The sequence below is a fragment of the Frankia sp. AvcI1 genome, from assembly GCF_001420875.1.
Taxonomy (GTDB): Bacteria; Actinomycetota; Actinomycetes; order Frankiales; family Frankiaceae; genus Frankia; species Frankia alni.
Genome location: NZ_LJFZ01000015.1, coordinates 94679 through 121674 on the forward strand (window position 1 = coordinate 94679; position 26996 = coordinate 121674).

Consider the following 26996-nt stretch of genomic DNA (forward strand, 5'->3'; position numbering starts at 1 on the left):
CCGGGTGGACGGGCACGGAATCATCACCACCGTGGCCGGCACCGCCTCCTACTCCGCCGGCGACCACGACGGGGCGCTGGCCACCCAGACCCGGCTGAGCGATCCGGNCGGGGTGGCCGTCGACCCGACCGGCACGGTCTACCTCGCCTGCTCCGACGGGACCGTGCGACGGGTCGGGCGAGACGGATTCATGACGACCGCCCTGCGGCCGCCCGCATGACGACCCGCACCGCGCCGGGCCGTCCCCTCGTGTCNCGGCGCGCCGCGGCGGCCGTCCGGGTCCGAGTTTCCGGGCCTGGGCGCTCGGCTCGGTGTCCGCACGTGGGCCTGGGCCGACCGTCGGCAGCCCACTCGTGCCGCCACAGCGCCGTCGCGATCTGGATTGGCATACCTTCGCCGGTAGACCTGCCTGCCGGTCAGGCCCGCCCGCCAGCCAGCCTCGCGGGCCCGGTCAGTCCTGCCAGGCCGGTCTTGTGGACGGCTCTCTGGGAGGACGCGTGGGCGGACCCGACCGCCGGTCGGTGTTACGGGCCGCGGGCGGCGGCGGGCTGGCGCTCGCCGGCGCCGAGTTCGGCAGCACGCTGCTCGCCGGGTGCCGAGGGGACACCAGCCCCGCCCCCTCCGCCGTCGACTGGCAGGCCCTCGACGCACGCCTGACCGGCCCGCTGCTGCGCCCGACGGACCCTCGATACGCCACGGCCAGCGTGCTGTTCGACCCGGCCTTCGACACGATCCGACCACAGGCGGTCGCCCAGGTCACCTCCGCAGCCGACGTCCAGGCCTGCGTGGAGTTCGCCCGTCGGACGGGGCTGCCGCTGACCGCCCGCGCCGGTGGGCACAGCTACGGCGGCTATTCGACGACGACCGGCCTGGTCGTGGACGTCACCCCGATGGCCGCGGTGACCGCGGCGCCCGGCCAGGTCGCGCGAATCGGGGCGGGCGCCCTGCTCGTCGACGTGTACTCCGGTCTCGCCCGGGCGGGGCTGGCGCTGCCGGCGGGTTCGTGCCCGACCGTGGGCATCGCCGGGCTCGCCCTGGGCGGCGGGATCGGCGTGCTCGGCCGGCGCTACGGCCTGACCTGCGACCGGATGGTCTCCGCCGAGGTGGTGCTCGCCTCCGGGGAGGTCGTGCACACCGACGCGGACCACGAGCCGGACCTGTTCTGGGCGCTGCGCGGCGCGGGCGGCGGCAACGTCGGCATCGTCACCTCGTTCACCTTCGCCACCCACCGGGCGACGCCGCTGGTGCTGTTCACCTACCGCTGGGCCTGGGATGGCGCCGCCGACGTGGTGTCCGCGTGGCAGGACTGGATCTCCGCTCCCGGCGGTGCGCCGGAGAGCCTGTGGTCGACGTGTGTCGCCTATTCCGCGCCCTCGGCCGGTGTCGGCGGCACCCCGACGCTGCGGGTGAGCGGGGTGCTCTCGGGCGGTGCCGGCGACGACGCGGTGGCCGGCCTGCGCGCGCGGCTCGCCGACCTGGTCGCCGCGGCCGGCCACCGGCCCACCGGGACCTACGTCACCACCCGGGGTCACCTGGAGGCGATGCTCATCGAGGGCGGCTGCGCCGGCCGCGCGGTCGAGGCCTGCCACCTGCGCGGCCGGTCGCCGGGTGGCACGCTGCCACGGGTCGCCCAGCGGGCCGCGTCGGCGTTCCTGCTGGAGCCGATGCCGTCGCGCGGCGTCGAGGTGATGCTGGGCGCGGTCGAGCAGCGCCAGCGGACCGCGGGGGCCGGCTCGGGCGGGGTGATCCTCGACTCCTGGGGCGGAGCGATCAACCGGGTCGCCCCGGGCGACACGGCGTTCGTCCACCGCGGCGCGATCGCCAGCGCCCAGTACGTCGCCGGCTACGCCCCGAACGCCACGCCGGCCGCGAAGGAGGCCAACCGCCGCTGGCTGCGGTCCACCGTCGAGGCGACGGCGCCGTTCGTCTCCCGGTCCGCCTACCAGAACTACATCGACCCCGAGCTCGCCGGCTGGGCGCAGGCGTACTACGGGGCGAACCTGGATCGGCTGCGGCAGGTGAAGCGGGCCTACGACCCCGACGACCTGTTCCGCTTCGCGCAGGGCATCACGCCGGCCTGACCGGGGCAATGANCAATCACAACTGGTAGCCACCCCGTGCCAGGAGTCGACGTCAGCCGGCCCGGGGTGGCTTGCATCATTAGAGCCCATCCCATTCACGTCGCCAAGTGGCTACAGATGGTCATCTCACTGTCCGTTCAGTGTCCCGCCGAGGGGTACGCCGTGTCCGCGGCGGTGTCCGCCGGCGCGTCCGAGGACGGCCGGGGCTGCGCCTCACCCGGGCCGGGTGGAGAGGTGGCNGCCCGCCGGGGCGCCGCCCGTCCCTCGGCGATTCCCCTTGCGACGGCTACGCAAGGTGAGTACACATATGCTGTCGGTGACTTATCGACGTTGGTGTCCGTCCGGCCTTATCGGCTGGCTGTGCTGCGAGGTCCTGCATGAAGAGACTGATCTGGCCGTGGGGTATCGGGTTGTTCATCCTGTTCTTCGCGGTGACCGCCCCGAGTGACGCCGCTGACGTGGTGCACAACACCGTGGGCGTGCTGGGCGGGGTGNCCAACGGGCTGTCGGACTTCGTGTCCGAGGCCACCGCGTGAGCCGTCGCCGCTGCGACCGGCCGCCCGCGACATCGGGCGGCTGGTCGGGCTAACGGAGGTCCTTGGCCAACGGCCTGGTCACGGCGACGGTACCGGTCCAGTCCGAGATGTCGGACTCCACGACTCCCCAGCGCGCCCCCTTGGCCGCGATGACCCGGCCGTCACCGATGTACATGCCAACGTGGCCGGGAGCGTCGGCGGTGCCGTCGGTGCCCGGCGTGAACAGCAGGTCCCCGGGCTGTGGGTCGACTCCGGCGACCACCGGGCCGAACCGGAGCTGGTCGGTGGTCACCCGGGGCAGCTCGATGCCGATGTTCCGGTACGCGGCCTGCACGAGCGAGGAGCAGTCCCAGGAGTCCGGCCCGACCGCCCCCCAGACGTAGGGCTTACCGATCTGTGACTCCATGAACGCGACCACGGGGGCGATCGTGCCGGCGGGGATCTCCACGCCGAACTCGAGAGAGTCACCGTAGACCTGCGTCTGAGCGAGGATCGTGCGCACGTAGTTGCGGGTCTCGGTGTAGGGGGGGATGCCCGCGAACGCGAGCACCGCCCCGGCGCCGGCGTTGTAGGCGGCCAGCATCTTCTCCTGCCCGTCGCCGGGCACGGAGGCGACCGACGCCGCCACCGCGCAGTCGTAACGGGCCGCGGCCGGGATCGCGTCGGCGGGATTCCACACGTCGCCCTGGCCGTGGCTGGCCCAGGTCGCGGGCATGAACTGGGCGATCCCCATCGCCCCGACGGGCGAGCGGGCCTGCGGGTTGAACCCGGACTCCTGGTGGAGCTGGGCGGCCAGCAGGGCCGGCGTCACCTCTTCGCAGCCGGCGGCGTTCGCCGCATCCGTGATCAGCTGCACGTACTCCGCCGGGATGCCGTCGGCGTTCTCGATCGACTTGTTGCCCCGGCCGTGATCACCGACGAACGGCCCGGCGAGGGTCATGATCAGGACCGAGATCAACAGGATGATCCCACCGATGACGATCGCCGAGCCGGTGCCCAACCACACCAGCCACCCGGATCGGCTGGGCGGGAAGCGGCGGGCCATCCGACCTCATCGCCCCGGCGCGTCGCCGGCGACGCTGGCGAGGTCCGCGCCGGCGACCCGCCACGTCCCGTCGGCCTGGCGCAGCAACGTCAGGGCCGGGGTGGACACGGTCGCCACCGGGGCCTCGTTGCCCGTCGTGCTCTCGCGACGCACGTTGAGCTGGAGCACGACGCGGCCCGTGGCGGTGGTGTCGATGCCGCCCAGGGGCGTGGTCGCCAGCACCGACACCTGCGAGTGGGCGCCGTGGGCCCGCAGATCCTCCCAGGCCCGCCCGTCTGCGCCGCCGTCAGCGGCACCGGCGGAGCCCGCCCCGAGCGAAGCCGCGAAGTCCTCGGTGAGGCAGTCCCGGGCCCGCTCGACGCCGGCCGACGGGCCCGCATCGGTCCGGGCGTCGAACGACTGCCAGCGGGTGAAGCAGTCGGCCGCGACCGCGGCCGGGTTCGTGCGGTCCACCTCGCCGGTCGCCGGGGCGGTCGCGGTGGCCAGTGGGGGCCCCGGGGCCTGGCTGGCACCCGCCGGCGGGCCGGTGGTCACCGCCGGACTCGGTGTCGGGTCCGCGACCCGGTCCAACGCCCCGCAGCCCGCCAGCACCACCAGCAACACCGGCACCACCAGCAGCGCCAGTGACACAGGCAGCGCCGGCAGCGCCGGCGGGAACAGCCGGGCACGGCGCGGCGGCGCCGAACTGACCTGGCTCACTGGCACGTCCGGACGCCGCTACGCCGAGCCGCCGTGGCGCCCGACCGCCGGCACACCGCCGGGCTCGGGGGCACCGCCAACGGCGCTCCTCGCACCCGCCCCTGCCACGCCGCCGGTCATTCCCGGCCGTCCAGCCAGTCCCGCACGCGGCCGCGGCGCACCCGCCACTGGTGGCCGACCTTGCGGGCCGGAATCGCCCGTTCGGACAGCAGCTTGAGGACCGTGCTCTCGGACAGGCGCAGCCAGGCGACCAGCTCGTCGACGGTGAGCACATCGTCGTCGTCGGCGGGCCGGACCGCGGGTCCGCCGGCCGCGGGCGCCGTACCCCCACCACTCGTGGCAGCCCCGACGGCACCCAGCCTGGCGGCCCCGCCGGTGCTGCCGCCGGACACCGACGGCCTGGTCTCCGGCGGGGACAGCGGCGGCGGCGCGAGCGGCGCGACCGGAGGCGTCGCGGCGGAGGATGCGCCGGCCGGCGTGCCCGGGGCGGTCGCGGACGGCATGCCCGCCGGGCCGCCGGAGCTCGCCCGGGGCCGGCTCGACCCGGTAGGGGCGAAGCGCAGGGCAGGCGATCCGGCCGGCGCCGTCCGGCCCGACAGGGGGGCACCCTGCGGGACGCCCGAGCGCCCCGGACGGGCGGAAGGCCGGGGCGTCGCCATCGGGAAGCCGTCCTGCGCCACCGACGCTCCTTTCGCTCTGCCGCACGATTCGCGCCGCGTGAACCTGGCCGCCCCCGCCGGCCCCCGGCGCGGATCTTCCGCCGAACCCGCCACCGGTTCGCCTCGGTAATGGCGGATCGCACATCTCCGGTTCCGGAAGGTACACCGACCCATCCGTTGTGGGTAGCCTCAACCAGAGCTTGTCATACTCGAATGGCTCGTGTTACATCGATCCGACCGCAGCCGAAGGCAAGTAACCGTAAGTAACCTTAACTGGCACTAGCTAACCTGTAGAGAGCCGGGAGGGCGACGGCGCGTGAGCGATGTGCCACAGGCACCGTACGGTGAGGAAGGCGACGCGCGGCCCGTTTCGCTCATAGGAGCCCGCATCCCCACGTCGGCCTCCCGTTCCAACCGGNTGCCTGACCGAGACGACCAGTACGGGCGCGACGAGTCGTCGACCGCCGAGGACGCCGAGTCACCTCCCTACGCGCGTTCAGGGCGCCGGCGGCATCGGCGGCGCAGCGGGCCGGACTCGCCGCAGCCACCCGACGAGGCGTGGCAGAGCGAGGCCTTCCACCTCGATGATGCGACATCCGCGACCGAACCGGGTGCGGACCGTGCAGGCGCCGCTGACGCCACATCCCCGGCGGAACCGCCGGGTGCCGGGCGCGGCAGCCAGCCCGCGCCGGGCGCCGAGCCGGCCGAGGAGCTCCGGCGTGCGCGCGGCAGCCGGACGCGCCGTGCCGGCCGGCCGGCCGCCATCGCGCCGCGCAACCAGGCAGACCCTTCCCGCCGCCCGGCGCCGCCCGCCGGCGCCGACGGCGCGGCCCCGGAGTCGTCGCGGGATCTAGCCGCCCCGTCCCCGGCAGACGGTCCCGACCATGCCGTCGGCACCGGCACAGGCACAGGCACACGGACCGCGGGCTCCGGCCCGGGGGCCGGTCACGGCTCCGCAGCCGCCCCCACCGACGCACTCGCCGCAGGTCCCGGGCCCACCGCGATCCCCCCGCACACCACCGGGTCGCCGCCCCTGCCCGACGCACCTGTCGGCGCGACGCCCCCCCGCAGCCGACCGCCCAGGGCTTCGGCTCCACCGCGGGCGGCCACCCGCCCGGTCTCGGTCGGGAGACTCCCGGGGGCCCCCGATGCGGCACCCCCGGAGCAGGGCGATCGAGCCGTCACCGCCGTGCCGACGCCCGCGACCGGCCCGATCGTGGTGACCGACTCGATCTCCGTGGGCGACTCCATCCCCGGGACCGATTCCGTCGCCGTGACCGATTCCATCGCCGTGACCGGCCCGATCGAGGTGGCCGCCCCCACCGCAGTGCCCGGCTCCGGCCCGGCGGCCGCCGCCCCGCCCGTCCCCGTCACCAGGCCGGCTCCGACCGAGCGAACCATCGCCGCCACCGGACCCGTCGCCCGCTCGGCCCCGCCGACGCCCAGCCGTCTGCCCGCCGCCCCGGGCCCGATCCCCAGCCGCACGCCCACGCCCGCGCCCAGTCGCACGAGTCCACCGAGCCGATCGGCGTCGTCGACCCCGAGCCGGACGCCGACCGCGCCCCGTCAGGCCTCGCCGCCCATCCCGCCCCGGGCGCGAGCGGCGGAGGGCGGCCCCGCGGCACCCGCCACGCCAACCAGCCACCCGGGTTCCTCGAAGCCGGCCCCGTCCACGGGGTCCGCCCGCACCCCGGCGCTGGCGCCGACGCCCGCAGCGGAACCGGCGCCTGCGCCGCGGACCGGGCGCCCTCCTCGTCCCTCCCGCGAGGCGGCCGTACCGGTGGCGGACGGGCCGGGCTCGGCCCGCCGACCGGAACCGGACGGTCCGCTCAGGCCGTGGCAGGAGTCGCGCCGCGGCGCGGACGGCCTGCAGCCACGGGAGGAGATCCCGGTCCGGCTTTCGGTCCGCGACCGGGCCCGCATCCCGCTGCCGGGCTCCTGGCGGGTCACCGTGACGTCGCTGTTCCCGTACTCGGGGACGACGACGCTCACCGGTGTGATCGGCCTGACCCTGNCGGGGGNGCGAGCGCATCCGGTACTCGCCGTCGACCTGTGGCCCGGGGAGAGCACGGCCGGGGGCACGGCAGCGGCCTCGGACGGCGACGAGGACGAGCCCCGCGGCGACCCGCTGACCAGTCGGGTCGGCTCCGCGGGGACGACCACGGTCACGGACGTCGTCCGGCACCAGGCCGCCGACGGATCCGCCGCGCAGCTGCGCCTGATGGTCAGCGGCCGCCGTTCCGGGGGCGCTCGGGACCTGGACGTGCTGCCGGTCCGGCCGGACGCCGGCCAGATCACCGCCGGCTCGCCAGCCACCGCCGGCTCGCCAGCCGCCGACGACGGCCCGCTGCGACAGGACGCGCCCGCGGTCCCGTCGGACGCCCAACCGGTCAGCCCGACCGGACTGCGCTCGGCGTTGGGCCTGCTCGCGCACTCCTACCCGCTGGTCCTGGTCGACGCGCCGACCGGGGCTCCACTCACCGAGGCCGCGGTGGAGGCCGCCGATCTCGTCGTCCTGACGACGCTCGCCACGGCGGCCGACCTGGAAGCGACCCTCATGCGGTTGCGGGCATTCCGTGAGGGGCCGGGTCGGCGGGCGGCCCGCGACGGGGGGCCGCCGATCGTCGCGGCGATCGTCGCGCCGCGCCGCGGCCGGCCGTCGCCCCGCACCCGAGCGGCCGCGGCACGGCTCGGCCGACAGGTCGACTCCCTCGTGCGCATCCCGTATGACGCCCGACTGGACCCGAGTCGGCATACGCCGGTCCGCATCCCACGGCTGCGCCGACGTACTCGCCGTGCCTACATGCGACTGGCCGNGGCCACCGTGGAAAGCCTGTTCGCTCTGGCAAAGGCCGAGGTAGCGGCCCCTGCGGCGGCTGGCGAGCGGCTGGCGCGGACCTCACCCGAAGCCATCGGCCCGGTCACCGCACGTGCCGAGGCCGACGCNACCAGCGGCACGACGAGCACTACCGCGGATCACCCCACGCCGCCAGGCGTATCATTCGGCGACCTACGGTCACCAACGGCACCCTCAAGGATCGCCGGACCGGATCGTCCGGGCGGACCCCGCCCGTGAGAAAGGAACCGCGATGATCCTGGACGCCGCCGCCAAGGCGACCGTCATCCTGGCCGACGTGAAGGTGAACCCGGACGACACCAAAGCGCCCGGCATCAACGCACTGAAAGACCTGGTCAACGGCCTGGCCGCCTATGCGGTGATCGCTGCCGTCGCCGCCGTGCTACTCGGCGGGATCGCCTGGGCACTCGGCGAGCGGATGGGACTCGAACGGGCTTCGACGGTCGGAAAGAGCGGCGTCATCGCCGGCTTCGGGCTCGCATTCCTCGTCGGCGCCGCCGCGGCCTTCATCAACTTCTTCCTGGCGACGGGCGCAACCGCCACCGCACCCGCGCCCAACCCCGGGGGGCATCGCCCACCCGCCGTCGTTGTCACCGTCGCCGTTGACCCCGGCGTGGTCCATGACCCATCGTCAACGCTCTTCTGACCGGTTCCCCGGGTACCGGCGGGCGGACATTGCGATGATGACCGTGCCGTCTTGTGAGGGGAGTGGGCGTTGCCGGGCCTGATGGAGAGTGTGGCCAGACGCCTGATCATCATCATCGTAGCCACTGGCACGGTGAGCGTGATCGGCGGATTGGTGATCGGACGCTATGTCATCCCGGACAAGGGCGNGAGCCCAGACACCGCCTCAGTCGCGCCCGCACCCAGTACGACGCCCACCCCGAGCCCGGCGGCAATAGCACCCACCCCCACCCTGGTCCCAAAACCAGACTCCGCCGAGGGGAAACCCGCGGACTCGGCCAGCACCAGCCAGATCCCCGGCCTCCCCACCCGCATCAATGAATTCGGCATCCCGGTTGGCTATCCCCACAACAAGCCGGGCGCAGTGAGTGCCTGTGCCAACTACGTTGCAGGTTATCTGGATCCGTTGAACCGCGAGCCGGCGCGGCTGAAGGAAGTCTTTAGGTCCGTATCGACGCAACCTTCGGTCGCCGATCACATCAGCCAACGGCTTATTGAATCGAACAATGGTACTGCAAAGAATTTTGGAGTACCCTCCATCAACNCCCCCAACTTCTTGTTCAGATACCGAGTTCTTGGTTATGNAGTTGATAACTTCAGTCCCGACGAAGCTAAAATTCGTGTATGNCTCAACACAAACGCCGGCACCCTTGACGGATCGCCGAACTTCAAGCCGCGCGACTTCTGGGNAACCGACCTGTGTAGCGTGAATTGGAACGGATCGGATTGGAAACTTTCCGATTCCAATGATGGCCCAGATGGCCCAGACCCGGCCGAGCAACGGTCCGAGGAATTCCAGAATTTTCTTCTGATCGGAGCGGGCGCATGACGACTGGCAACCTAGGCGACGGCACGATAATTCTGGCCTTCAACCCAAATCCCCTAAGCGCCATTAAGGGTGNGATTTCGGGGAGTGTGGATGCCTACTTCGATTCGATGGGGACGGCGTTCTGTGGGATGGCCGCGGACCTGTCGAGTTCTGTGTTCAGTTTCGCGGCGCAGAAGACGACCATCGACCTGAAGGCCGACTACGTCGTCGAGAACTACAACATCGCGTTCGGGGTCGCGGTGCTGATCGTCACCGGCCTCTTCCTCTGCGCCTGCATCATGGGGGCGGTGCGGGGTGACCCGCACATCTTCGTTCGGGCGCTCGCGGCGACCGGTACCTCGATCCTGGGCTCGTTCATCGCGCTTGCCCTGCTTCAGATGATTCTGACCGCCTCGGATGGAATCGCCGACGCCTTCGGCAACGGGAAACCGCTGGGATCCGACCTCGTGGCCCAGGTACGAGCGCTACCCGAACAGGGCAATTTCGCCCTCGACCTCGTGCTGTCGCTGCTCGTCGCGATGTTCTCGTTCGCGCTGTTCGTGGTGCTCTACATCCGCAAGGTCGCGATCATCGTGATGGCGGTCTTCATCCCGCTCTACCTCGCCGGACAGCCGACGATGTCGACGAGCGCCTGGCTCAAGCGTGCCACCGAACTTCTCCTGGCCCTGATCTTCGCGAAGCCAGTCATCTATGCCATTTTCACGCTCGGCGCCGGGATGGCCAGCGACTCGACGGGGTCCACGGTCGATCAGACCCTGACGATCCTCGGCGGGACCGTGGTCATGATTGCCGCGGTGTTCGCCCCGTTCGTCCTCATGCACCTGATGGGATTCGCCGACGTTCATCTGATGCGCGCCGTCGGCTCGGCCGGCCGGCGCAGCGCCGCGTCCTTTGGCCAGGGAGCGGGCGCACTGCTCGGATCGACGTCCCGGGAGACCTTCCGCGGCATTGGNGCTCGGCTGCAGACGCGTAATCGAGGCGTCCTCGGAGACACCGGCGGCATCGGGGTCGAGCCCGGACTCGCTCGCCCGGCCGCGCTACGGACCGGACGCGGCGGAATCGGCGCGCCCGTGGGCGGGTCCTCCCGGGCCGGTGCCGCGACCGCGTCAGTGCGGGGCTCCGGCGGCAGGCCCCGGACCGGCGGCTCCGGCGCAGGCGCGGCCGTGCGGCAGCCGGCCCGGACGGGCGGCCCCAGCCGGACTGCCGTCCCGGTCGGCGCCGGCGCCGGCGCCAACGGTGCGACCCGGACTGCCACCCGCGTCGCGCCGGCCAGGAACGGCGCGTCCCCGCGGACGAGCCAGGCCCGGCCGCCGGTCGCGCCGGCAGCCCGACCGGCCGCGGTTGTCGCACCGAAACTGCCCCCGTCCCGCACCGGCGGTCAGTGAGCACGGCACGCGAACAGGCCGCACCGGGCGGGCGGCCGGCACCGCGCAAAGGATCAATCGGCGAGTGAGGTAATAGATGGTCGCGGAACGCAGCTATCGGTTCGGACCGCTCGAACGCGGCGGCGTCATGCTCGGCATGCGCTGGCCGCAGCTCGCTCTGATGATCGGCGTGATGCTCTGCGTCCTCGGCGCCCTCCGGTCACCGTTGGTAACCATTCCGATCTGGGTGCTGCTCGCGGTGGCCCTGCTGTTCGTCGCCTTCGTCCGGGTGGAGGATCGTAACCTCGACCAGTGGGTGCCGATCCTTTTCGGCTTCACGATGCAGAAGGTGACGGGCGAGACGGTGTTCCGTGGCGCGTTCTTCCGGCTCGGCGCCGGGGAGGACCAGCTCAGCCGCACGGTCCTTCCCGGGCCGCTGTCCTCCCTGGTGATGTTGTCCGTCCCGGTCGGCGGCGGGCGGTACGTGGCGGTGGTGAAGGACGCCAAGAAGCAGACCTACACCGCCGTCCTGCAGGTGCAGGGCAGCCAGTTCGCCCTGTTGGAGTCCGGTGACCAGCAGGCCCGGGTCGACGCCTGGGGTGAGCTGCTGGCCGGGTTGACGGCCGGCGGCGGCAAGCTGTCCCGCATCCAGTGGCTGGAGCGCACCCTGCCCGACTCCGGGGACCAGCTCCAACGCCACTGGCGGGTCCGCGGCCATCACGACGACTCCTGGGCCGCGGACGCCTACCAGCAGGTCATCGACGCCGCCGGTCCCGTCGCCCAGCGGCACGAGACGTACCTGTCGTTCCAACTGCGCGCCAAGGACGCCCGCCGGGCGATCCAGCGGGCCGGCGGCGGCGACCAGGCGGCCTGCGCGGTCCTGCTCGGCGAGCTGCGCACGATGGAGGCGGCGCTCGCCCGAGCGTCGATCAACACGGTTGGNTGGCTGCCCCCGCGGGCGCTGGCCGCGGTCATCCGCACGACCTACGATCCGTACTCGATCGAGATGATCGATGCTCGCGGCGGCGCGAGCACCGACCTCGCCGGCGGACTGAAGGGCCTGGCGTCCGGCATCGATCCTGCGGTCGCCGGGCCAGTGCGGACCGTCACCGCATGGGATCACTACCGCACGGACTCGGGCTTCCACACCACCTACTGGATCAACGGCTGGCCCCGGGTGCCCTCGCCCGCAGCCTTCCTCGCCCCGCTGCTGATGGAGACCACCTGCCGGCGCACGGTGTCACTGGTCGTGGAGCCGCTGCCCGGCCGGAAGGCGGAGAAGGCGGTGAACCGGCGGCGGATGGCGCACCTCGGCGAGCAGCAGATGCGGGACAAGGTCGGCAAGGTCACGACACAGCGGGACGTGGCCGAGGCCGACGAGGTGGAACGGCGCGAGCAGGAGCTGATCGCCGGTTTCGGGGCGTTCCGCTTCCACGGTTTCGTCACGGTCTCCGCCGACGATCTCGACGGCCTCGCCGACGCCTGCGGCGAGGCCGAGACGCTGGCATCACGCAGCCGGCTGGAGATGGTGCGCCTCGTCGGAGAACAGGACCAGGGCTTCAGCGTCGGGGCTCTACCGTTGGCGGTGGGAGTGGCGTGATGAACGGCAACGGCAACGGAGCGGTCAACGCTAACGGAGCGAGTCCCGATCCGGCGAGTTCGGCTGGCGGCCGTGGCGGCTTCGTGCCGATCCCGGTCGGGTACCCGACGGGTGACCTCGCCTCCGCGGTGGCCGGCCCCAAGGGGGCCACCCCCGAGGCCACCTACGAGACGAACGGATACGGCGGCGTCGGCGACGAGGTCGGTCACGACGGCCAGCCCGGTTACGACGGCCAGCCCGGCTACGACAGCCGGCCCGGGTACGACGACCAGACTGGGTACGACGGCCAGCCCGCATACGACGAGGCGGGCTTCGAGGATGCCGGCTTCGACGACCTCGACCCGCCCAGCTACGACGAGGCCGGCTACGACCCGGACGGCTACCAGGCCGCGGCGTACGAGGCGGCCGGGCACGACCCGGGACGTGACGCCGAGGGCTTCGTCGACCTGGGGGGCGGTCCGCGCCGGCGCCGGGCGACTCCCCCGCCGCCCCCCTCGCCCCGCCGGGGCCGGCGGGCGGAACGGGCCGCCGCCGCGGCGGAGAAGGCCGCGATGCGCCGCGCCCAGGCGGCGTTGCGCCGCGGCGCGCAGCCCTCGAAGCTGCTCGGCCCCTTCGCCGGGCGTGCCTTCCACCGGATGCGGCTGCCCGCGCACATGGAGACGACGGCGCAGATCGCCGGCATCTACCCGTTCGTGGTCGACTCCGGGCTGGCCGCGCCCGGGATGTACATCGGTCGGCACGTCTGGTCGGGCAACTCGTTCGACTTCGACGTCTTCGAGCTCTACCGCCAGCAGGTCATCGAGAACCCGAACTTCGCCGTGTTCGGCGCGGTCGGTTCCCGCAAGTCGGCGCTGCTCAAAACGCTGATCTCCCGCGGCGCGGCGTTCGGCTACCAGGCGGCGGTGCCCTGTGATCCCAAGGGTGAGTACACCCGGCTGGCCCGCCGGCTCGGCTGCGAGCCCACCTACATCGGTCCGGGCATGGCGACCCGGCTCAACCCGCTGGACGCGCCGCCGCGCCCCCGGGGCATCGCCGACGCGGACTGGGCGCGGGAGGTCAAGCGGGCCAGGTCGTCGCTGCTGTCGTCGCTGATCGAGACGGCGAAGGGCGTGCCGCTGACCCCGGCCGAGCACACCGCCGTGGATCTCGCCCTCGACGTCGTCACCCGGCAGATCAGCGGCACCTCGCCGGAACGCTGGGCAACCCCGCTGCTCCCGCACGTCCTGGAGGCGATGACCGATCCCGCCGAGGAGGACTGCGTCAACCTGCCGATGACGGCTACCGAGCTGCGCGACGCCTCCCGGGACGCCACCCTGACGCTGCGCCGGCTCACCCACGGCGCGCTCGGCGGCCTGTTCGACGGGCCGACGACCTCCCCACTGGACTTCGACCGGCCGATCGCCGTGCTCAACCTGGAGCGGGTCCAGGGCAGCGACGAGATGATCGCGCTGATCATGACCTGTGCGCAGGCGTGGATGGAAGCGGCCCTGATGCGCCAGGACGGCGTCCAGCGCTACGTGGTCTACGACGAGTGCTGGCGGCTGATGCGCTTCGCGGGGCTCGTCCGCCGGCTCTCGGCGCAGCAGAAGCTCGCCCGCCAGTGGGGCTGTGCCAACGCGATCGTCGCCCATCGCATCTCCGACCTGCTGTCCGCCTCCCCGGACTCGGTGGAGATCGCCAAGGGCCTGCTCGCCGAGACCGCGATCCNCATCCTGTACAAGCAGGCGTCCGACCAGATCGCCGACACCCAGGAGGCGCTGGGGCTCACCGACGTCGCCGCCGACCTGCTGCCGCGGCTCGATCCGGGCTTCGCGCTGTGGCTCATCGGCGCCCGTGCCTTCTACGTCGAGCACGTGGTCGGTGACCTGGAGATCCCGGTGGTCCTGAACGGGTCGAAGATGCACGGCGAGGTCGACGACACCAACCTGACCCCGGACGACCTCGACCCGGCGGAGCTGGACCCGCCGGATCTCGGTCCGGGTCGGCTGCGCCGCGTCGGCGCCGAAGGCGTCGCCGACGACGCGGGGTTCGACGGCGACGCGTTCGGCGAGGAGCCGTTCACGGGAGGCTACGGCTACCCCTCGGTTGAGCCCAGCTCCACCGGCTGACGCAGATCCGCCGGCTGGCCCAGATCCGCCATCGCTCGCTCGGAGGACGGCGGCCAGTCCAACCCGATGGGGTTGGGCCAGGTGAACCCGCCACCCAGCGCCGCCCGCTCGGCGAGCCCGTAGAGCGTTGCGTACAGGTCACCGAGCTCGTCTGCGCTCAGGGCCAGGTAGGGGGTCGACGCCAACTGGTCGGTGGCGTCCTCGATCCCGGCCCGGGCCTGGGCGCCGCGCTCGGTCAACGCGCCGTCGGCGGTGAGCCAGCCCCGGGCGGCGAGGTTGTGGACCGCGTCCGCCCACTCCCGTTCGTTCCAGCCGCGCGAGATCCGTAGCTGCTCGCCGGGGCTGCGCCCGGTGGCCGCGGCGAGAACCAGCGCCTCGCACGGGCCGACCTCGGCGTGCACGAGGGCCGCGATGTGCCCGTCGCCCCGGTGCTCCCGCAGCGTCGTCAGTGCCTGCCAGAGCGCCAGGTGCGGCTCGGCGGGAAGCGGCAGGGCGGCGTTGGCGGCGGCGAGCGGCCGCCCGGCGGTGACCGCGGCCGCCGCCGCCCGGCCGGCGAGCGCCGCGGCGCGCCGCACCGCCACGCCCGTCGTGTCCAGCCCCCACAGCTCGCGCAGGACGGCGTCCATCGCCGCGAGGCGGGCGTCGAGCAGCCGGGCCGGCGAGGAGTAGGCCCAGACGTCGGGCACCGAGCGTGCGATCCGCCGCGGCGCGAAGTTGTAGAACGCCGAAGTGATCGTCGCCGCGGACGCGGCCCCGAGCGGTGCGGCCCGCATGCCGATGTACCCCATCCAGAAGCCGTGGGAGCCGGCCTCCTCCCCGAAGCGGCGGACCGCGGGGTGGAAGTAGATGACCGCGTGGATCGGCTCCCCCACCTCCCAGATCCGGCGGGCGTCATAGGCGCCGGCCGCACCGACACCGCTCACATCCGTCTGTCTACCGTCGCCCATGCAGTTCCTCCCGCGGGTGAGTCGGTTCCAGACTCCCCCCGCACGGGTGNGGTATGCCAGGAAAAGACGGCATGACCGACCGCCGGCCGGGGCCCGGCACCCCGGCCAACGGTCCGCTTCCAGCGGGAACGCATCGGAAACGCGACGGAAATGACGGTGCTCCAGTTCCCACCGTGGTGCCGGGCGGCCGCCCACCGCTGCCCGCCGCCGGCGCGCCGCCGCCCGCCACACCGGCGCGGGATGCGGGGCCGGCGGGCCGATACTCAGTGCTGGTAGGTCACCCGCAGCACGGCCCGGGCGAGGGTGTGGAAGGCGAGGTTGAAGCCGACGACCGCCGGCGAGACCTCGTCGTTGATCCCGAGCTTGGGCNCGTCGACCGCGTGGACGGTGAAGACGTAGCGGTGCGGCACGTCGCCCTGCGGAGGCGCGGCGCCGCCGTACTCCTTGGTACCCCAGTCGGTGCGGACGTGGTAGGCCCCGCCCGGCAGGCCGGTGAACGCNCCGCCGCCCGCGCCGCGCGGCAGCTGGGTCACCGAGCCGGNAATGTCGACCAGCACCCAGTGCCAGAAGCCGCTACCGGTCGGCGCATCCGGATCGTAGGCGGTGACGACGAAGCTCTCCGTCCCGGCGGGATGGCCGGACCACGACAGCTGCGGGGAGAGGTTCGCGCCGCCGGCGTCCGTGTACACGTGGTCAAGCGGCAGGACGCCGCCGTCGACGAGATCCGTGCTGGTCACATCGAAGGATGGGCGCACCGGAAGCACGTCATACGGGTNGGGGGGAGTTCCGCGGTCGAGCAGGGACATCTACTGTTCCTTTCGTTGCACCATCCGATGACGTTCCCGATCCGATGACGATCCCGATCCGATCACGTTCCCGATCCGATCACGTTCTCGAGACGAAACCGTCACCTGTCGGCTCTACGCTTCCCCGCGACGAAACCTCACTCAGGAAGCGAGGACGAGAAAACGCCGTGAAACTGGTCACCGCGATCCTGCGCCCACACCGCGTCGACGACGTGCGAGCCGCCCTCGGCACCTACGGTATCCATGGTATGACCCTCAGCCAGGTAACCGGATTCGGCACCGAACTGTGGCGCACCGAGACATACCGCGGACGGACGTTCCACGACGAGTCGGTGAGCGCCGTGCGAATCGAGTGTGTCGTCGCCGATTCCGACGCCGAGGACGTGGTGAGCGTGATCCTTCGCTCGGCCGGTTCGACGGCGAGCGGGGCCGGGAAGATCTGGGTGCTGCCCGTCGAGACGTTGGCCCGGGTGCGCACGGGCGAGCGCGGGCTCGACGCGCTGTGATCAGGACCGCGGCCCGATGCGGGGCTCGGCCCGAGCGGCGCGGCGCAGCGCCAGCGGACGCAGCGAGGCAGGCGTGGCCTCGGGCGCCCGCAGACCGACCGGCCACCCGCTTCGAGTGAGATGATCGTCACATTTTACCGACATGGCACACGCTACCTGCATTTCCGTACTTCGGTGCGCGATCAGCGGGGCGACAATGCCCCGATGACCCGATACGGTTGACAGGTCCCGGCGGGCGTCCCGTCGACTCCCCCCGTATCGGCGCGGAGCCCGTCGGGACCCATCTGGCCAGGCCGTTTTCCGTGAACCGCCGCGGCATCTTCCCTGTGAACCGGCTGCCGGGCTCAGTCCCGGGCGGTCTCGCGGCGATGGGCCGCCGAGTGACGGCCACCGCCACCTCCACCGCCGCCACGGCGCAGACGCATGGTGACGGAGGGATCCGTGCCCTGCTCCTCACCCTGGCGCCAGCCGTCCTCGTCGCCGCCGTCGGCCGGCAGACCGCCGTAGCGGGCCTGACTCGCCGTCGGATCCCCGGCCGGCGTCGGAGCCCCGGCCGTCGGGCCGGCGGCGGCAGACCCGGCGGCGGCAGACCCGGCGGACCCGGCGATCCCCCGCGCGCGCTTCCGCCGGCTCCGGAGGTATTCGATGATGATCGGTACCACCGAGACCAGGACGACCAGAACGAGCATGGCCTCGATGTTGTTGCGAATGAAATCTATCTTTCCGAGATAGAAACCGAGCAGAGTCACTCCACAGCCCCAGAGCAACCCGCCGATGATGTTGTAGATGGTGAAGATCCGGTAGTTCATCCGGCTCGCCCCGGCGATGACCGGGGTGAAGGTCCGCACGATCGGAACGAACCGGGCAAGCACGATGGAGCGCGGGCCGTTCTTCGCGAAGAACGCCTCCGCCTGCTCGACGTACTCCTGTTTGAACAGCCGGGAGTCGGGACGCCGGAACAGCGCCGGGCCGGCCTTTCGGCCGATCAGATACCCCGCCTGGTCGCCCGCGACAGCCNCCAGCCCGATCAGGATCATCGCGACCGGCAACGGCGTGGAGACCTCGTCCCTGGCGATCAGCATCCCCATGGTGAACAGCAGGGAGTCCCCGGGGAGAAAGAACCCGATCAACAGCCCGGATTCCGCGAAGACGATCAGCAGGACGACGGCCAACCCCGCCTTGATGAGGCTGTCAGCACTGATCGCGCTGGGGCCCAGGGCGAGCGTGCTCGACGCGAACGTGTTCGACGCGAACGTGGTCACAATCGCGGGCCTCCGACGGCTTCGGGCGACGGGTCGGACGCGTCCGTTGAGATGACGGTGACGTCCACCCCACCGCACCAGCCCGCCTGCGGACACCGTAAGGGTATCGAGCGCCCGCGCCGCCACGACCGGCACCTGCGGGGATCTGCCTCGATCCACAGGAGGTCCACAGTTGCGGTCCACATCAAGCGCACAGATCGGCCTCGCGTGGGAACCCGGCGGAAGGCGCCGGATCACGCCGTCCGAACGGTCCGCGACTGATCCGTTCGGGTGGCTCCGGCCGACNCGGCGGGGCGGAGCGGGACGGGGAACGAACCCGCGTCGACCATCGGGACCATGACGGCTCGGACCGCCACTTGTTTGCCAGAACAGGAACCATAGTCTTCATTCGTGCAATTCCCGCAGCCCGATCCGGACGATGATGCGCCGACTTCTGCCGGTCCGTGCGCGACCCGATCGGACGGCCGGGAGCACCGCCACCGTTCCCCGGCCGGGCCAGGCGCCGCCGGCCCGGCCGCGCGGCGAGGGCCCGGGCGCCGGTCCGGTCCCGGGATGGTCCGGGTGCCACTTCTGGTGCTGCTTGTCGTGCTGGGGCTGATCCCGCTGGCCGGCTGCGGCCGGCGGGGCGACGTCACCGGCGAGCAGAGCGTCGCGACCCGCGACAGCGAACAGAGCGTCGCGACCCGCGACAGCGAACAAGGCGTCGCGACCCGCGACGACGCGCGGGCGTCCGGCCGGCCGACCCGGCCGCAGCGTGCCGCCGGCGAGCTGCTCTCCCGGGAGGTCGTCACACCGGTCCCGGCCGGTATCCGCGCCTGGCGGGTCACCTACTCGTCCCGGCCGACCGGCACGGGCGCAGCCGCGGTCTCCGGCATCATTCTCGCTCCGGGCACAGATGTTCCGGTGCCCGCCGGTGGCCGCAAGGTTGTGTCGTTCGGCCACGGTACGACCGGCATCAGGGATTCCTGTGCGCCTTCGCGCGCCCGTCCGCCGCTGGCCGCGGCCGCCTGGACGTTCCCGCTGGTCCAGGCCGGATACGTCGTCGCGCTGACCGACTACGCCGGGTTGGGTGTCCCCGGCGAGCATGCGATCTACATCGCCGGCCCCGAGGGGCGGGCGGTGCTCGACGCCGCCCGCGCTGCCCGTTCCCTCCCCGAGACGGGAGCCGGCCGCGACGTCGTCCTCTGGGGTTATTCACAGGGCGGGCAGGCGGTCCTCGCCGCCGGGGCGCTGGCCGCCGGCTATGCCCCGGAGCTGCGCATCCGCGGTGTGGTCGCGACCGCACCGCTGGCGGACCTGCCCGCCTCGCTCACCACGCTGCAGCGCGGCCCAGACGGCGTCGGATACCTGCTGCTCGCGATGATCGGCCTGGTCGTCGACGATCCGCGGATCGACCTGGACCGCTACCTCACCCCGACCGGCCGGCGGCTGCTGGCGGTCGCCCGGACGCGATGCGCCGGCGAGGTGACCAGGGCGAGCGTCGGCTCGTCGATCCACACGGCCTTCACCACGGATCCGCTCACGCACCCGCCGTTCGCCGCGGGATTCGCACGGCAACGGGACGACATCCTGCGACGAATGGCTCCCACGCTCATCCTTCAGGGTGACCGCGACGCGATCATTCGCCGGCCGGTCACCGACACTGTGGTCAGCCGGCTGTGCGGCAAGGGCACGACGGTGGACTACCGGCGCTACCCACAGGCTGACCATGGCTCGATCCTCGGCGCNTCGATGAACGACCTCGTGGCATGGGTCGCGCAGCGCTTCGCCGCGCATCCGCCGGCGGTCGCCGACATCTGCCCCCTCGGCGCGCCCGCCCGCAGGTAGGCCCTGTGGATAACCCCGGGGTGCCCCGCTGAGGGTCACGGTTGCATCGGCGCACGGTTTCCATGCGGGAGCGGCGTCCGCCTGATGACCAGCGCGCCCAACCCCGAAGAGCATCCCGCGCCGAACCGGCGCGTACCCCGGCGCAACGGTGACCACCCTGGCGGCGGGAGCGCGCAGACGATGCCCACCGCAGGGCTGGGGACAAGCCCGCAGGGGGCTCGGGGTGCCGAGACCGGCCGCGCCTGTGGACACCGTCTGGGCACGGTGGCGGCACCCCGGCAGATGGCCGTCGCCGCCGCACCGTTCCAGCTCACGGTGCCCACGGATGAGCTGTGGATGTCCGGGCCGGNGGGCTTCGGGCTCCAACCCGGGCAACCGTTCGCGGAAGTGACCATGACCGGTCGGGAGGACGGCCGGTGCCGGGCTCCCACTGCTGTGGACGGCTACCCGCCGGATCGCTGACGCCCCGTCCGCCCGGGCGCACGACCCCGTCGTGGTCAGCGTCCAGCCGCGCACGATGCCCGGCGCGAAGCCCCGTCGAGCAGGACGGGAGCCCAGGGAGGGCGACCGTGGGGCGGCCCTTCGCCACGTGTTCGCTCGGCCTGTGGACAAGGCCCGACCGTCACCCACGCTGCTCATCCATGGGCAGGGTGCCGAGCACACTGCCCCACGGTGAGGCTGGTCGGGAGGGACGGGGAGTTTTCCACAGGACGCGTGACGTGCCGGGCGAGAGTGGGTCGTGGGGCCCCGCCGGCGGCCGGCGCCGGCCGCCCACCCCCTGTGCATGACCGGAATAGTCCCTGGTCAACGGGGCCGTGCGTGGCTTGATGCGCGGTCTTGGCCGTAGCGTGACCNGTCCGCACGGGTGCCCTCCCCGCGTACCGATGAGCGGGACCGCTGCCCGTCGCCGGTCCTGCGGGCGCCCGCGGATCCCGACACCACCCCTGCACCGAACGCGCGGGGCTCCCACCGGGCACCGGGCCGCCCGGTGGAGCGCGACCCCGGAGACAGGAGGCGCCGACGGTCACCGGCACCCCTGAGGGACGGTCACCGTCACCCCTGGGGACAGCGCGGTCCCCCCTGTCGGGTCGGCATGCTCACGCGACCATCCGTCGCGGCCGGCGGTGAGGAGCCACGATGCCCGCGCACGCGGACCGGTCCGCGACGACGCTCTCCCTGCCGGNCATCGCTGGGGGAACACGGTGCCCGCGCACGGGGACTTGCCGGCGACGGCGGTCGCCGCGGGGGAGCCCGTGCACAGCACGGTGCTCATGGGCGGTGCGCTGGCATCCGTGCAGGTTGTCCGGGGGCACCGACGACGGTTGTGGATGGTGTGCGTCCGGCCTCGCCATTCTCGGCGTCGTCCCCGGGGGGCACCGGGAAGCGACGATGCCCACCCGAGAGCTGGCGATGCCCACCGGCGAGCTGGGGACGACCGCGGCGCGGCCCTCCCGGGGCTCTCCCGGGGCTCTCGGACACCAACCGGCGGCCCCGTGCGCTCGCCCGGCGTCCCGAGATCGTGCCCGCGCCCGCGGGCCTCGGCGGGCGCACTCGGGGNGGTCATGGATGGGCCTCGGGCCGACCCGGCGTTGCGCCGCACGGTGCCCGCGGACGATTCGCGGCCATCCCGCCCCGGCCGCACCTGTGGACACCGTCGCCGACCTGGCGGTGACGGCTGGGTCGGATGCCCGCTGCGGCGCCAATCCGTCCACGGTGCCCATGGATGAGGTGTGGATTTCTCGACTGGCGGGTGTCGGGCATCGACGCGGGTGACCGTCCACGGAAGTAACCATGACCGCCCGGGGACCGGGCGGATCGACGCTCGCCTGCTGTGGACGGGTGCCGTGCGGGCGGGCGCCCACGGCTCCGGGGTCGGCACCACGCAGGTCGTGGTTGGTCAGCGACCGCGGCTGGCACGGTGCCCGCGCCGAAGCCTCGTCGAGCTGGACCGGAACGTCGGGGGACGACCGTCAGGCGCCGTTCGCCGCGCGAACCCGCGCCCCTGTGGACAGCGCCGAATCCTCGGCCACGGTGACCACTGGTGGTCATCGTGTGCGTCCGCCGTGCTCCTCAACGGGCAGCACGGCGGACGCACCGAGCGTTGTCCACAGGCGGCACGGCAGGCGGTCGGCGGTGACCGTCAAGGAACGTCCCCACGACCGGCACGGCCGGCCTTTCCCCTGTGGAGAACCCACAAAGACCCTGGTCAGGAAGCTGATCGTGGCAGGCCTCGCGAGCCTGGCCGAAGACACCGAGCGATCNGGGCGCCCACCATCGCCGGGCACCGTGATGGTGGACGCTGCTCATGAGCGACCATCCCGGCGCCGGACAGTGCACCGCCGCACGGGTGGAACGCACACACCCCCCGTGCGGACACCGACAGCGCCTGTGGACAGCGCATGTCCAGGGTCGCGATCGACGTCGAGGGTCACCGCTCGTCTGTGGACGGCCCACCGAGCGGCATGGGGTCGGCATGCTCGCGCGCCGGATGGGCACTGTCGAGCTGTGGACAGCACGGTGCCCGCCCGCGGGCGCCGCTCGGNGGCGAACGCTGTCCTCCAAGGGAGACCGCTGTGGACAACGAGGCGTGGGCCGCACGGTGACCACCNCCGTGCCCCCGTGATCCACCGTGCCTCGTGCCGGGGGAGCACCCGACGGAACGGACGGGTGGATGGAGGTCGGACGGACGGCNCTCAGTCGACGCCGTGCCCGCGAACGGGGCACGGATGCCGCCCCGCGANCGGGGCACGGATACTGCCCCGCGAACGGTGCACGCACGATGCCCCGCGGACGGGTCGGGGATCTGTCGGCGAACGGCGCCCGGCCGGTCGGGGCTCAGGGGGAGGGGCTCAGTCAGGTGGAGGGGCTGGCGGGCGCCGCGGTGACCCGCTGGACGGCCGCGACGCAGAAGTCGACGAGACGGCCGTGGAAGGCGGGGTCGTCGAGGGGCTGGCGGGCGCCGCCGAAGGCGTGCCGGGCCAGCAGGGCGCCCAGGAACGCCCCCGCGGCGAGGTCGGTGTCGAGGTCGGCCCGGGCCTCGCCCCGGGTGACGGCGTCGTGCAGGGCGTCCTCGATGGCGGCCGCGCAGCGGTCGACCGACTCGCGCCGGAACGCCGCGTACATCGCGGGGAAGCGGCGCAGTTCGGCCATGCACCGGGCGAGGATCGACAGCCGCGGCTCGGTGAACACCGCGTCGACGAGGGGCGCGAGGTGCATGAGGTCGGAGCGCAGCGATCCGGTGCGCGGGGGCACGAGCCCGGCCGCCAGGGTCCCGAGCGCGTGCAGGACGAGGTCGTCGCGGGCCGGCCAGCGCACGTAGATGCCTCGCTTGGCGACGCCGGCGCGGGCCGCGACCCGGTTCACGCTGAACCCGCCGACGCCGTGCTCGGCGAGTTCGTCCACGGCGGCGGAGAGCACGCGGGTGTCGATCGTCGCGTCACGGGGGCGTCCCCGCCGCGGCCGGTCGAGCTGCCCCGTCTCCTGCTGCACCATCCGCTCAGGCTAAGCGCGAAACGGGGGTGTGGACCGCGAATATTTAGGGCACCAGCTTGGTTGCGTAAATCTGACAGGCTCCACGGAGCGCCGACAGCCCACGTCGCCGTCGGACGGTATCCGCACGGCGACGCCCAGCATCACACGGAGGCAGCATGGCGACCACGATCTACTCGGCGACCTCGACCGCATGGGGCGGCCGCGAGGGGCGGGTGGCATCCAGCGACAACCGGGTGGACCTCCAGCTGTCCATCCCGAAGGGGGTCGGCGGCGACGACGGGCCGGGCACCAACCCGGAGCAGCTGTTCGCCACCGGCTACGCGGCCTGCTTCCACAGCGCGCTCAAGGCCGTCGCGCGCGGCAAGAAGGCCGACGTCACCGACTCGGCGGTGTCGGTGACCATCGACCTGATCCGGGACGACGACGGCGCCATCGGCCTGGGCGCGAGGATCGAGGCGCAGATCCCCGGGCTCGAGCGGGCCACCGCCCAGGAACTGCTCGAGGCGGCACACGCGATGTGCCCGTATTCCCGGGCCACGAAGGGCAACATTCCCGCCGAGGTCGTCCTTGTGGACAACGACTGACCGAGCCGACCCGAACCGAGCCGCCATCCACAGGCGGTCGGTCATCCACAGGCGGCTAGTGATCCACAGGCGGCCCCACGGCCCCACGGCCCGTCGGGTCCGCGCGTCCCTCGGACGTGTGGACCCGACGGATCCGCAGGTCGACGCACGCCAGCGGCCGGCCGGTCCGCGACCCGGCCGGCCGCTGGCGTCACATCCGAACACAGTGAAGATCGGATCCGAATGTCCTAATGTGCGAAAGAAGCGGCGCCACCCTCGACGTCGAGGGACCAGGACTGGCCCGAAACGGACGGAGGGCGCACAGTTGCGGATTGCGTTGTTGTCGTACCGGAGCCTGCCCACCTGCGGTGGTCAGGGTGTGTACGTCCGACATCTGTCCCGCGAACTGGTCGCCCTGGGGCACCACGTGCAGGTGCTGAGCGGGCCGCCGTACCCCGACCTCGACGACGGGGTCGGCCTCACCGAGCTGCCGAGCCTGGACCTCTACCGCGACTCGGACCCGTTTCGCTGGCCGGGCCTGGCGGAGTTGCGCGCGCTGCCCGACGTCGTCGAGTTCGGGATGATGCGCACCGGCCAGTTCTCCGAGCCGCTGTCGTTCAGCCTGCGCGCCTACCAGGCGCTGCGGCCCCGAGCGGCCGGCGGGCGGCCGCCGTTCGACATCGTTCATGACAACCAGGGGCTCGGCTACGGACTGCTGGCGCTGCGGGCGGCGCTGCGGCCCCACCGGATCCCGGTGGTGAGCACCGTGCACCATCCGATCACCGTCGACCGTCGGCTGAGCCTGGCCGCGGCGTCGAGCTTCACCGCCCGGGTGGGGCTGCGGCGGTGGTACTCGTTCCTGCCGATGNAGGCCCGGGTGGCGCGGCGGCTGGACGGCATCGTCATCCCGTCCGAGAGTTCGCGCCGCGAGATCATCACCGACATGGAGCTGCCGTCGGAGGTCATGCACACGGTGCCCCTCGGGGTCGACGCCGACGTCTTCACGCCCGCGCCCACCTCGACCAACGCCCCCGCGCCGACCGTCGCGGGTCGCATCGTGGTCGTGACCAGCGCGGATGTGCCNCTCAAGGGCCTGGGGGTGCTGCTGGAGGCGCTGGCCAAGCTGCGCTCCGAGCGTGGCGCGCACCTGGTCTGCATCGGCAAGGTCCGCGAGGGCGGGCAGGCCCAGCGCCGGGTGACCGAGCTGGGCCTGGGCGATGCGGTGACGTTCCGATCCAACGTGCCGGAGCAGGAGCTGATCGAGCTGCTGCGCTCCGCCGAGGTCGCGGTCGTCCCCTCTCTGTACGAGGGGTTCAGCCTGCCCGCGGTGGAGGAGATGGCCTGCGGCCTCCCNCTGGTCGCGACGACCGCCGGGGCGTTGCCCGAGGTGGCCGGCGCCGACGGCGAGGCGGCCCTGCTGGTCCCGCCGGGCGATCCGGACGCGCTGGCCGGGGCCATCCGCGCGCTGCTCGACGACCCGGCGCGCCGCGCCCGGATGGGGGCGGCCGGCCGCCGCCGGGTGGAGGAGCGGTTCTCCTGGCGGGCGGCGAGCGCCGCGACCGCGGCCTGGTACGCCGAACGGATCGCGGCGGTGGGCGGAACGCCGACCTCGCCCTACCCGGGCTCGTCGTGGTCGTGGGCGCCGCCGACACCCGCCTCCTGGCCGGCAGGGTCGGCCGGGCTCGCCGCCGCCGACGTCACCCCCGACGTCACCCCCGTCCAGGCGGCGGCCCCGGACGCTGCAAGCCCGTCGGCGTCGCCGACGCTCGCCGGCTGAGCCCGCGCCGCATGCTCACCGTCGACTTCGATCGTTTTCCCGTACCCGCGGGCTGCCGGCTGCTCGACCTGGGCTGCGGTGCCGGGCGCCACTCCTTCGAGGCGTTCCGGCGCGGCGCCGACGTCGTCGCGCTGGACTACTCCCTCGACGAGGTCGGCGGCGTGAACGCGATGCTCGCCGCGATGGCCCTGGAGGGGCAGGCGCCGGCCGCGGCGCGGGCGGCCGGAGTGCGCGGCGACGCGCTCGCCCTGCCGTTCGCGGACGCCACCTTCGACCGGGTCATCATCGCCGAGGTCCTCGAGCACCTGCCCGCCGACACGGCGGCGATGGCGGAGATCGCCCGCGTGCTGCGGCCCGGCGGCTGGGTCGCGGTCACCGTCCCGAACCGCCTGCCCGAGCAGGTGTGCTGGAGCCTGTCGACGGCGTATCACACCGTCGAGGGCGGCCACATCCGCATCTACCGGCAGTCCGAGCTGCGCGAGCGGCTGACCGCCGTCGGGCTGGAGCCGATCGGCACCCACTTCGCCCACGCCCTGCACGCGCCGTACTGGTGGCTGCGGTGTCTCGTCGGTGTCCATGACGACGACCATCCGGCGACGCGGCTTTACCACCGGCTGCTGGTGTGGGACATGATGCGCCGTCCCCTGGTGACGCGGCTCGCCGATCGGATCCTCAATCCGGTCATCGGCAAAAGCATCGTCCTGTACCTACGAAAACCGGAGGTAGCGCGTGCGGTCGGTTGAGTCTGCACCGGTGTTGACCCCCGAGGCGCTCACCGCGACCGCGACCGCGATCGCCGCCGTCCAGGAACCGGACGGCGCCATCCCCTGGTATCCCGGCGGCCACACCGATCCCTGGGACCATCTCGAATGCGCCATGGCGCTCGACCTCGGCGGCCTCGTCGACGCGGCCGACGCCGCCTGGGCCTGGCTGCGCCGCAACCAGCGGGCCGACGGCTCGTGGGCGACCAGCCACGTGGCCGGTGCGGTCAAGGAGGACTTCGCCGACAGCAACCAGTGCGCCTACGTGGCGACGGCCGCCTGGCACCGCTGGCTGCTCACCGGGGACCGCGCCTTCGCCGCCGGGATCTGGCCGGTCGTGCGCCGGGCGCTCGACCTCGTCGTGGACATGCAGGCCCCCAGCGGCCAGATCTGGTGGGCGCGGGGGTCGGACGGCGTCGACTACCCCGAGTCGCTGCTCACCGGCTGCTCCAGCACCCTGCACAGCCTGCGGTGCGGGATGGCGCTCGCCGCGCTCGTCGGCGAGGTGCCGCCGGCCTGGGAGCGGGCGACCGGCGCGCTGCATCACGCGCTGGTCGCGCATCCCGAGTACTTCGCGCCGCGGGACCGCTGGT

Annotated in this window: 16 protein-coding genes and 13 pseudogenes; 18 read left to right on the forward strand and 11 right to left on the reverse strand. The window is 72.9% G+C overall.

Features of this window, described 5'->3' with window-relative positions; genetic code table 11:
- Positions 1-497: 497 nt before the first annotated feature.
- Positions 498-2081 (forward strand): FAD-binding oxidoreductase, encoded by a 1584-nt coding sequence (locus tag UK94_RS16820; RefSeq protein ID WP_055750608.1) that lies wholly within the window; start codon positions 498-500, stop codon positions 2079-2081.
- 585 nt (positions 2082-2666) lie between these two features.
- Here the strand turns inward: UK94_RS16820 and UK94_RS16825 are convergent.
- From UK94_RS16825 to UK94_RS16845, 4 genes are all read right to left on the reverse strand, one after another.
- Positions 2667-3662 carry an NlpC/P60 family protein gene (locus UK94_RS16825; protein WP_011601313.1) on the reverse strand — a complete coding sequence of 332 codons (996 nt, stop codon included), beginning with the start codon at positions 3660-3662 and terminating at the stop codon, positions 2667-2669.
- 6 nt (positions 3663-3668) lie between these two features.
- On the reverse strand, positions 3669-4361 hold the full coding sequence (locus UK94_RS16830; protein ID WP_231861436.1) for a hypothetical protein: 693 nt from the start codon (positions 4359-4361) through the stop codon (positions 3669-3671).
- A 116-nt stretch (positions 4362-4477) separates the two neighbouring features.
- Positions 4478-5041, reverse strand: coding sequence for a helix-turn-helix domain-containing protein (locus UK94_RS55180; RefSeq protein WP_235488307.1), 564 nt, complete (start codon positions 5039-5041; stop codon positions 4478-4480).
- A 924-nt stretch (positions 5042-5965) separates the two neighbouring features.
- Positions 5966-6529 carry a hypothetical protein gene (locus UK94_RS16845; protein ID WP_157734312.1) on the reverse strand — a complete coding sequence of 188 codons (564 nt, stop codon included), beginning with the start codon at positions 6527-6529 and terminating at the stop codon, positions 5966-5968.
- A 271-nt stretch (positions 6530-6800) separates the two neighbouring features.
- On the opposite strand from UK94_RS16845, the gene UK94_RS55185 reads away from it, so the two are divergent.
- From UK94_RS55185 to UK94_RS55205, 7 genes and pseudogenes are all read left to right on the forward strand, one after another.
- A partial coding sequence (locus tag UK94_RS55185) for a hypothetical protein (RefSeq protein WP_235488308.1) occupies positions 6801-7034 on the forward strand: 234 nt, incomplete at its 3' end.
- Between the two features lie 1075 nt (positions 7035-8109).
- Entirely contained in the window at positions 8110-8523 is a 414-nt protein-coding gene (locus UK94_RS16855; RefSeq protein WP_011601307.1) for a DUF6112 family protein, read from the forward strand.
- A gap of 402 nt (positions 8524-8925) precedes the next feature.
- Positions 8926-9105 (forward strand): annotated as a pseudogene (locus UK94_RS55190) (hypothetical protein); the annotation flags it as partial.
- Positions 9106-10851: 1746 nt separating this feature from the next.
- On the forward strand, positions 10852-11696 hold an 845-nt coding region (locus UK94_RS76145), incomplete at its 3' end, for an SCO6880 family protein (protein ID WP_313949524.1).
- Between the two features lies 1 nt (position 11697).
- Positions 11698-12354 (forward strand): annotated as a pseudogene (locus UK94_RS76150) (SCO6880 family protein); the annotation flags it as partial.
- Positions 12355-12800: 446 nt separating this feature from the next.
- Positions 12801-14061 (forward strand): annotated as a pseudogene (locus tag UK94_RS55200) (conjugal transfer protein TraC); the annotation flags it as partial.
- Between the two features lies 1 nt (position 14062).
- Positions 14063-14462, forward strand: a pseudogene (locus UK94_RS55205) (conjugal transfer protein TraC); the annotation flags it as partial.
- Here UK94_RS55205 and UK94_RS16880 read toward each other — a convergent pair.
- The 4 genes and pseudogenes from UK94_RS16880 to UK94_RS55225 all read right to left on the reverse strand — a co-directional run.
- On the reverse strand, positions 14429-15409 hold the full coding sequence (locus UK94_RS16880) for a hypothetical protein (RefSeq protein WP_011601302.1): 981 nt from the start codon (positions 15407-15409) through the stop codon (positions 14429-14431). The pseudogene UK94_RS55205 and the gene UK94_RS16880 sit on opposite strands and share 34 nt — an antisense overlap.
- A gap of 263 nt (positions 15410-15672) precedes the next feature.
- A pseudogene (locus tag UK94_RS55210) lies at positions 15673-15778 on the reverse strand (YbhB/YbcL family Raf kinase inhibitor-like protein); the annotation flags it as partial.
- 1 nt (position 15779) lies between these two features.
- Positions 15780-15909, reverse strand: a pseudogene (locus tag UK94_RS55215) (YbhB/YbcL family Raf kinase inhibitor-like protein); the annotation flags it as partial.
- 42 nt (positions 15910-15951) lie between these two features.
- Positions 15952-16184 (reverse strand): annotated as a pseudogene (locus tag UK94_RS55225) (YbhB/YbcL family Raf kinase inhibitor-like protein); the annotation flags it as partial.
- Between the two features lie 198 nt (positions 16185-16382).
- Here UK94_RS55225 and UK94_RS16890 point away from each other — a divergent pair.
- A complete protein-coding gene (locus tag UK94_RS16890) occupies positions 16383-16721 on the forward strand; it encodes a P-II family nitrogen regulator (protein WP_011601300.1) in 339 nt (112 codons plus the stop codon).
- A gap of 344 nt (positions 16722-17065) precedes the next feature.
- On the opposite strand, the gene UK94_RS16895 is transcribed toward UK94_RS16890, so the two are convergent.
- Positions 17066-17738 (reverse strand): VTT domain-containing protein (locus UK94_RS16895; RefSeq protein ID WP_235488309.1); only part of this gene is annotated, 673 nt, incomplete at its 5' end.
- Between the two features lies 1 nt (position 17739).
- Positions 17740-17983: pseudogene (locus tag UK94_RS55230) on the reverse strand (DedA family protein); the annotation flags it as partial.
- A 552-nt stretch (positions 17984-18535) separates the two neighbouring features.
- Between UK94_RS55230 and UK94_RS16900 the strand changes: the two are divergent.
- Together UK94_RS16900 and UK94_RS74150 are read left to right on the forward strand one after the other, a co-directional pair.
- Positions 18536-19710, forward strand: a 1175-nt coding sequence (locus UK94_RS16900) for a lipase family protein (RefSeq protein WP_235488310.1), incomplete at its 3' end; no start/stop codon positions are given.
- Between the two features lies 1 nt (position 19711).
- A pseudogene (locus tag UK94_RS74150) lies at positions 19712-19810 on the forward strand (hypothetical protein); the annotation flags it as partial.
- Between the two features lie 2853 nt (positions 19811-22663).
- On the opposite strand, the gene UK94_RS16910 reads toward UK94_RS74150, so the two are convergent.
- On the reverse strand, positions 22664-23299 hold the full coding sequence (locus UK94_RS16910) for a TetR/AcrR family transcriptional regulator (RefSeq protein ID WP_235488311.1): 636 nt from the start codon (positions 23297-23299) through the stop codon (positions 22664-22666).
- Between the two features lie 158 nt (positions 23300-23457).
- Here UK94_RS16910 and UK94_RS16915 point away from each other — a divergent pair, with 158 nt between their 5' ends.
- The 7 genes and pseudogenes from UK94_RS16915 to UK94_RS55255 form a co-directional block, all read left to right on the forward strand.
- Positions 23458-23886 carry an organic hydroperoxide resistance protein gene (locus UK94_RS16915; protein WP_041938594.1) on the forward strand — a complete coding sequence of 143 codons (429 nt, stop codon included), beginning with the start codon at positions 23458-23460 and terminating at the stop codon, positions 23884-23886.
- A 304-nt stretch (positions 23887-24190) separates the two neighbouring features.
- The coding region (locus UK94_RS55235; RefSeq protein ID WP_235488312.1) for a glycosyltransferase at positions 24191-24733 on the forward strand (543 nt) is incomplete at its 3' end.
- A gap of 1 nt (position 24734) precedes the next feature.
- Positions 24735-24948, forward strand: a pseudogene (locus UK94_RS55240) (glycosyltransferase family 1 protein); the annotation flags it as partial.
- A gap of 1 nt (position 24949) precedes the next feature.
- A pseudogene (locus tag UK94_RS55245) lies at positions 24950-25218 on the forward strand (glycosyltransferase); the annotation flags it as partial.
- A gap of 1 nt (position 25219) precedes the next feature.
- Positions 25220-25642: pseudogene (locus UK94_RS55250) on the forward strand (glycosyltransferase); the annotation flags it as partial.
- 11 nt (positions 25643-25653) lie between these two features.
- Complete coding sequence (locus UK94_RS16925) at positions 25654-26385, forward strand: class I SAM-dependent methyltransferase (protein WP_011601292.1); 732 nt, start codon at positions 25654-25656, stop codon at positions 26383-26385.
- Positions 26372-26996, forward strand: a pseudogene (locus UK94_RS55255) (hypothetical protein); the annotation flags it as partial. The gene UK94_RS16925 and the pseudogene UK94_RS55255, both read left to right, overlap by 14 nt.

Coding starts and splice junctions, on each gene's coding strand:
- UK94_RS16825 (WP_011601313.1), bottom strand. CDS start 3,662: ATGGCCCGCCGCTTCCCGCCCAGCCGATCCGGGTGGCTGGTGTGGTTG.
- UK94_RS16855 (WP_011601307.1), top strand. CDS start 8,110: ATGATCCTGGACGCCGCCGCCAAGGCGACCGTCATCCTGGCCGACGTG.
- UK94_RS16880 (WP_011601302.1), bottom strand. CDS start 15,409: ATGGGCGACGGTAGACAGACGGATGTGAGCGGTGTCGGTGCGGCCGGC.
- UK94_RS16915 (WP_041938594.1), top strand. CDS start 23,458: ATGGCGACCACGATCTACTCGGCGACCTCGACCGCATGGGGCGGCCGC.
- UK94_RS16925 (WP_011601292.1), top strand. CDS start 25,654: ATGCTCACCGTCGACTTCGATCGTTTTCCCGTACCCGCGGGCTGCCGG.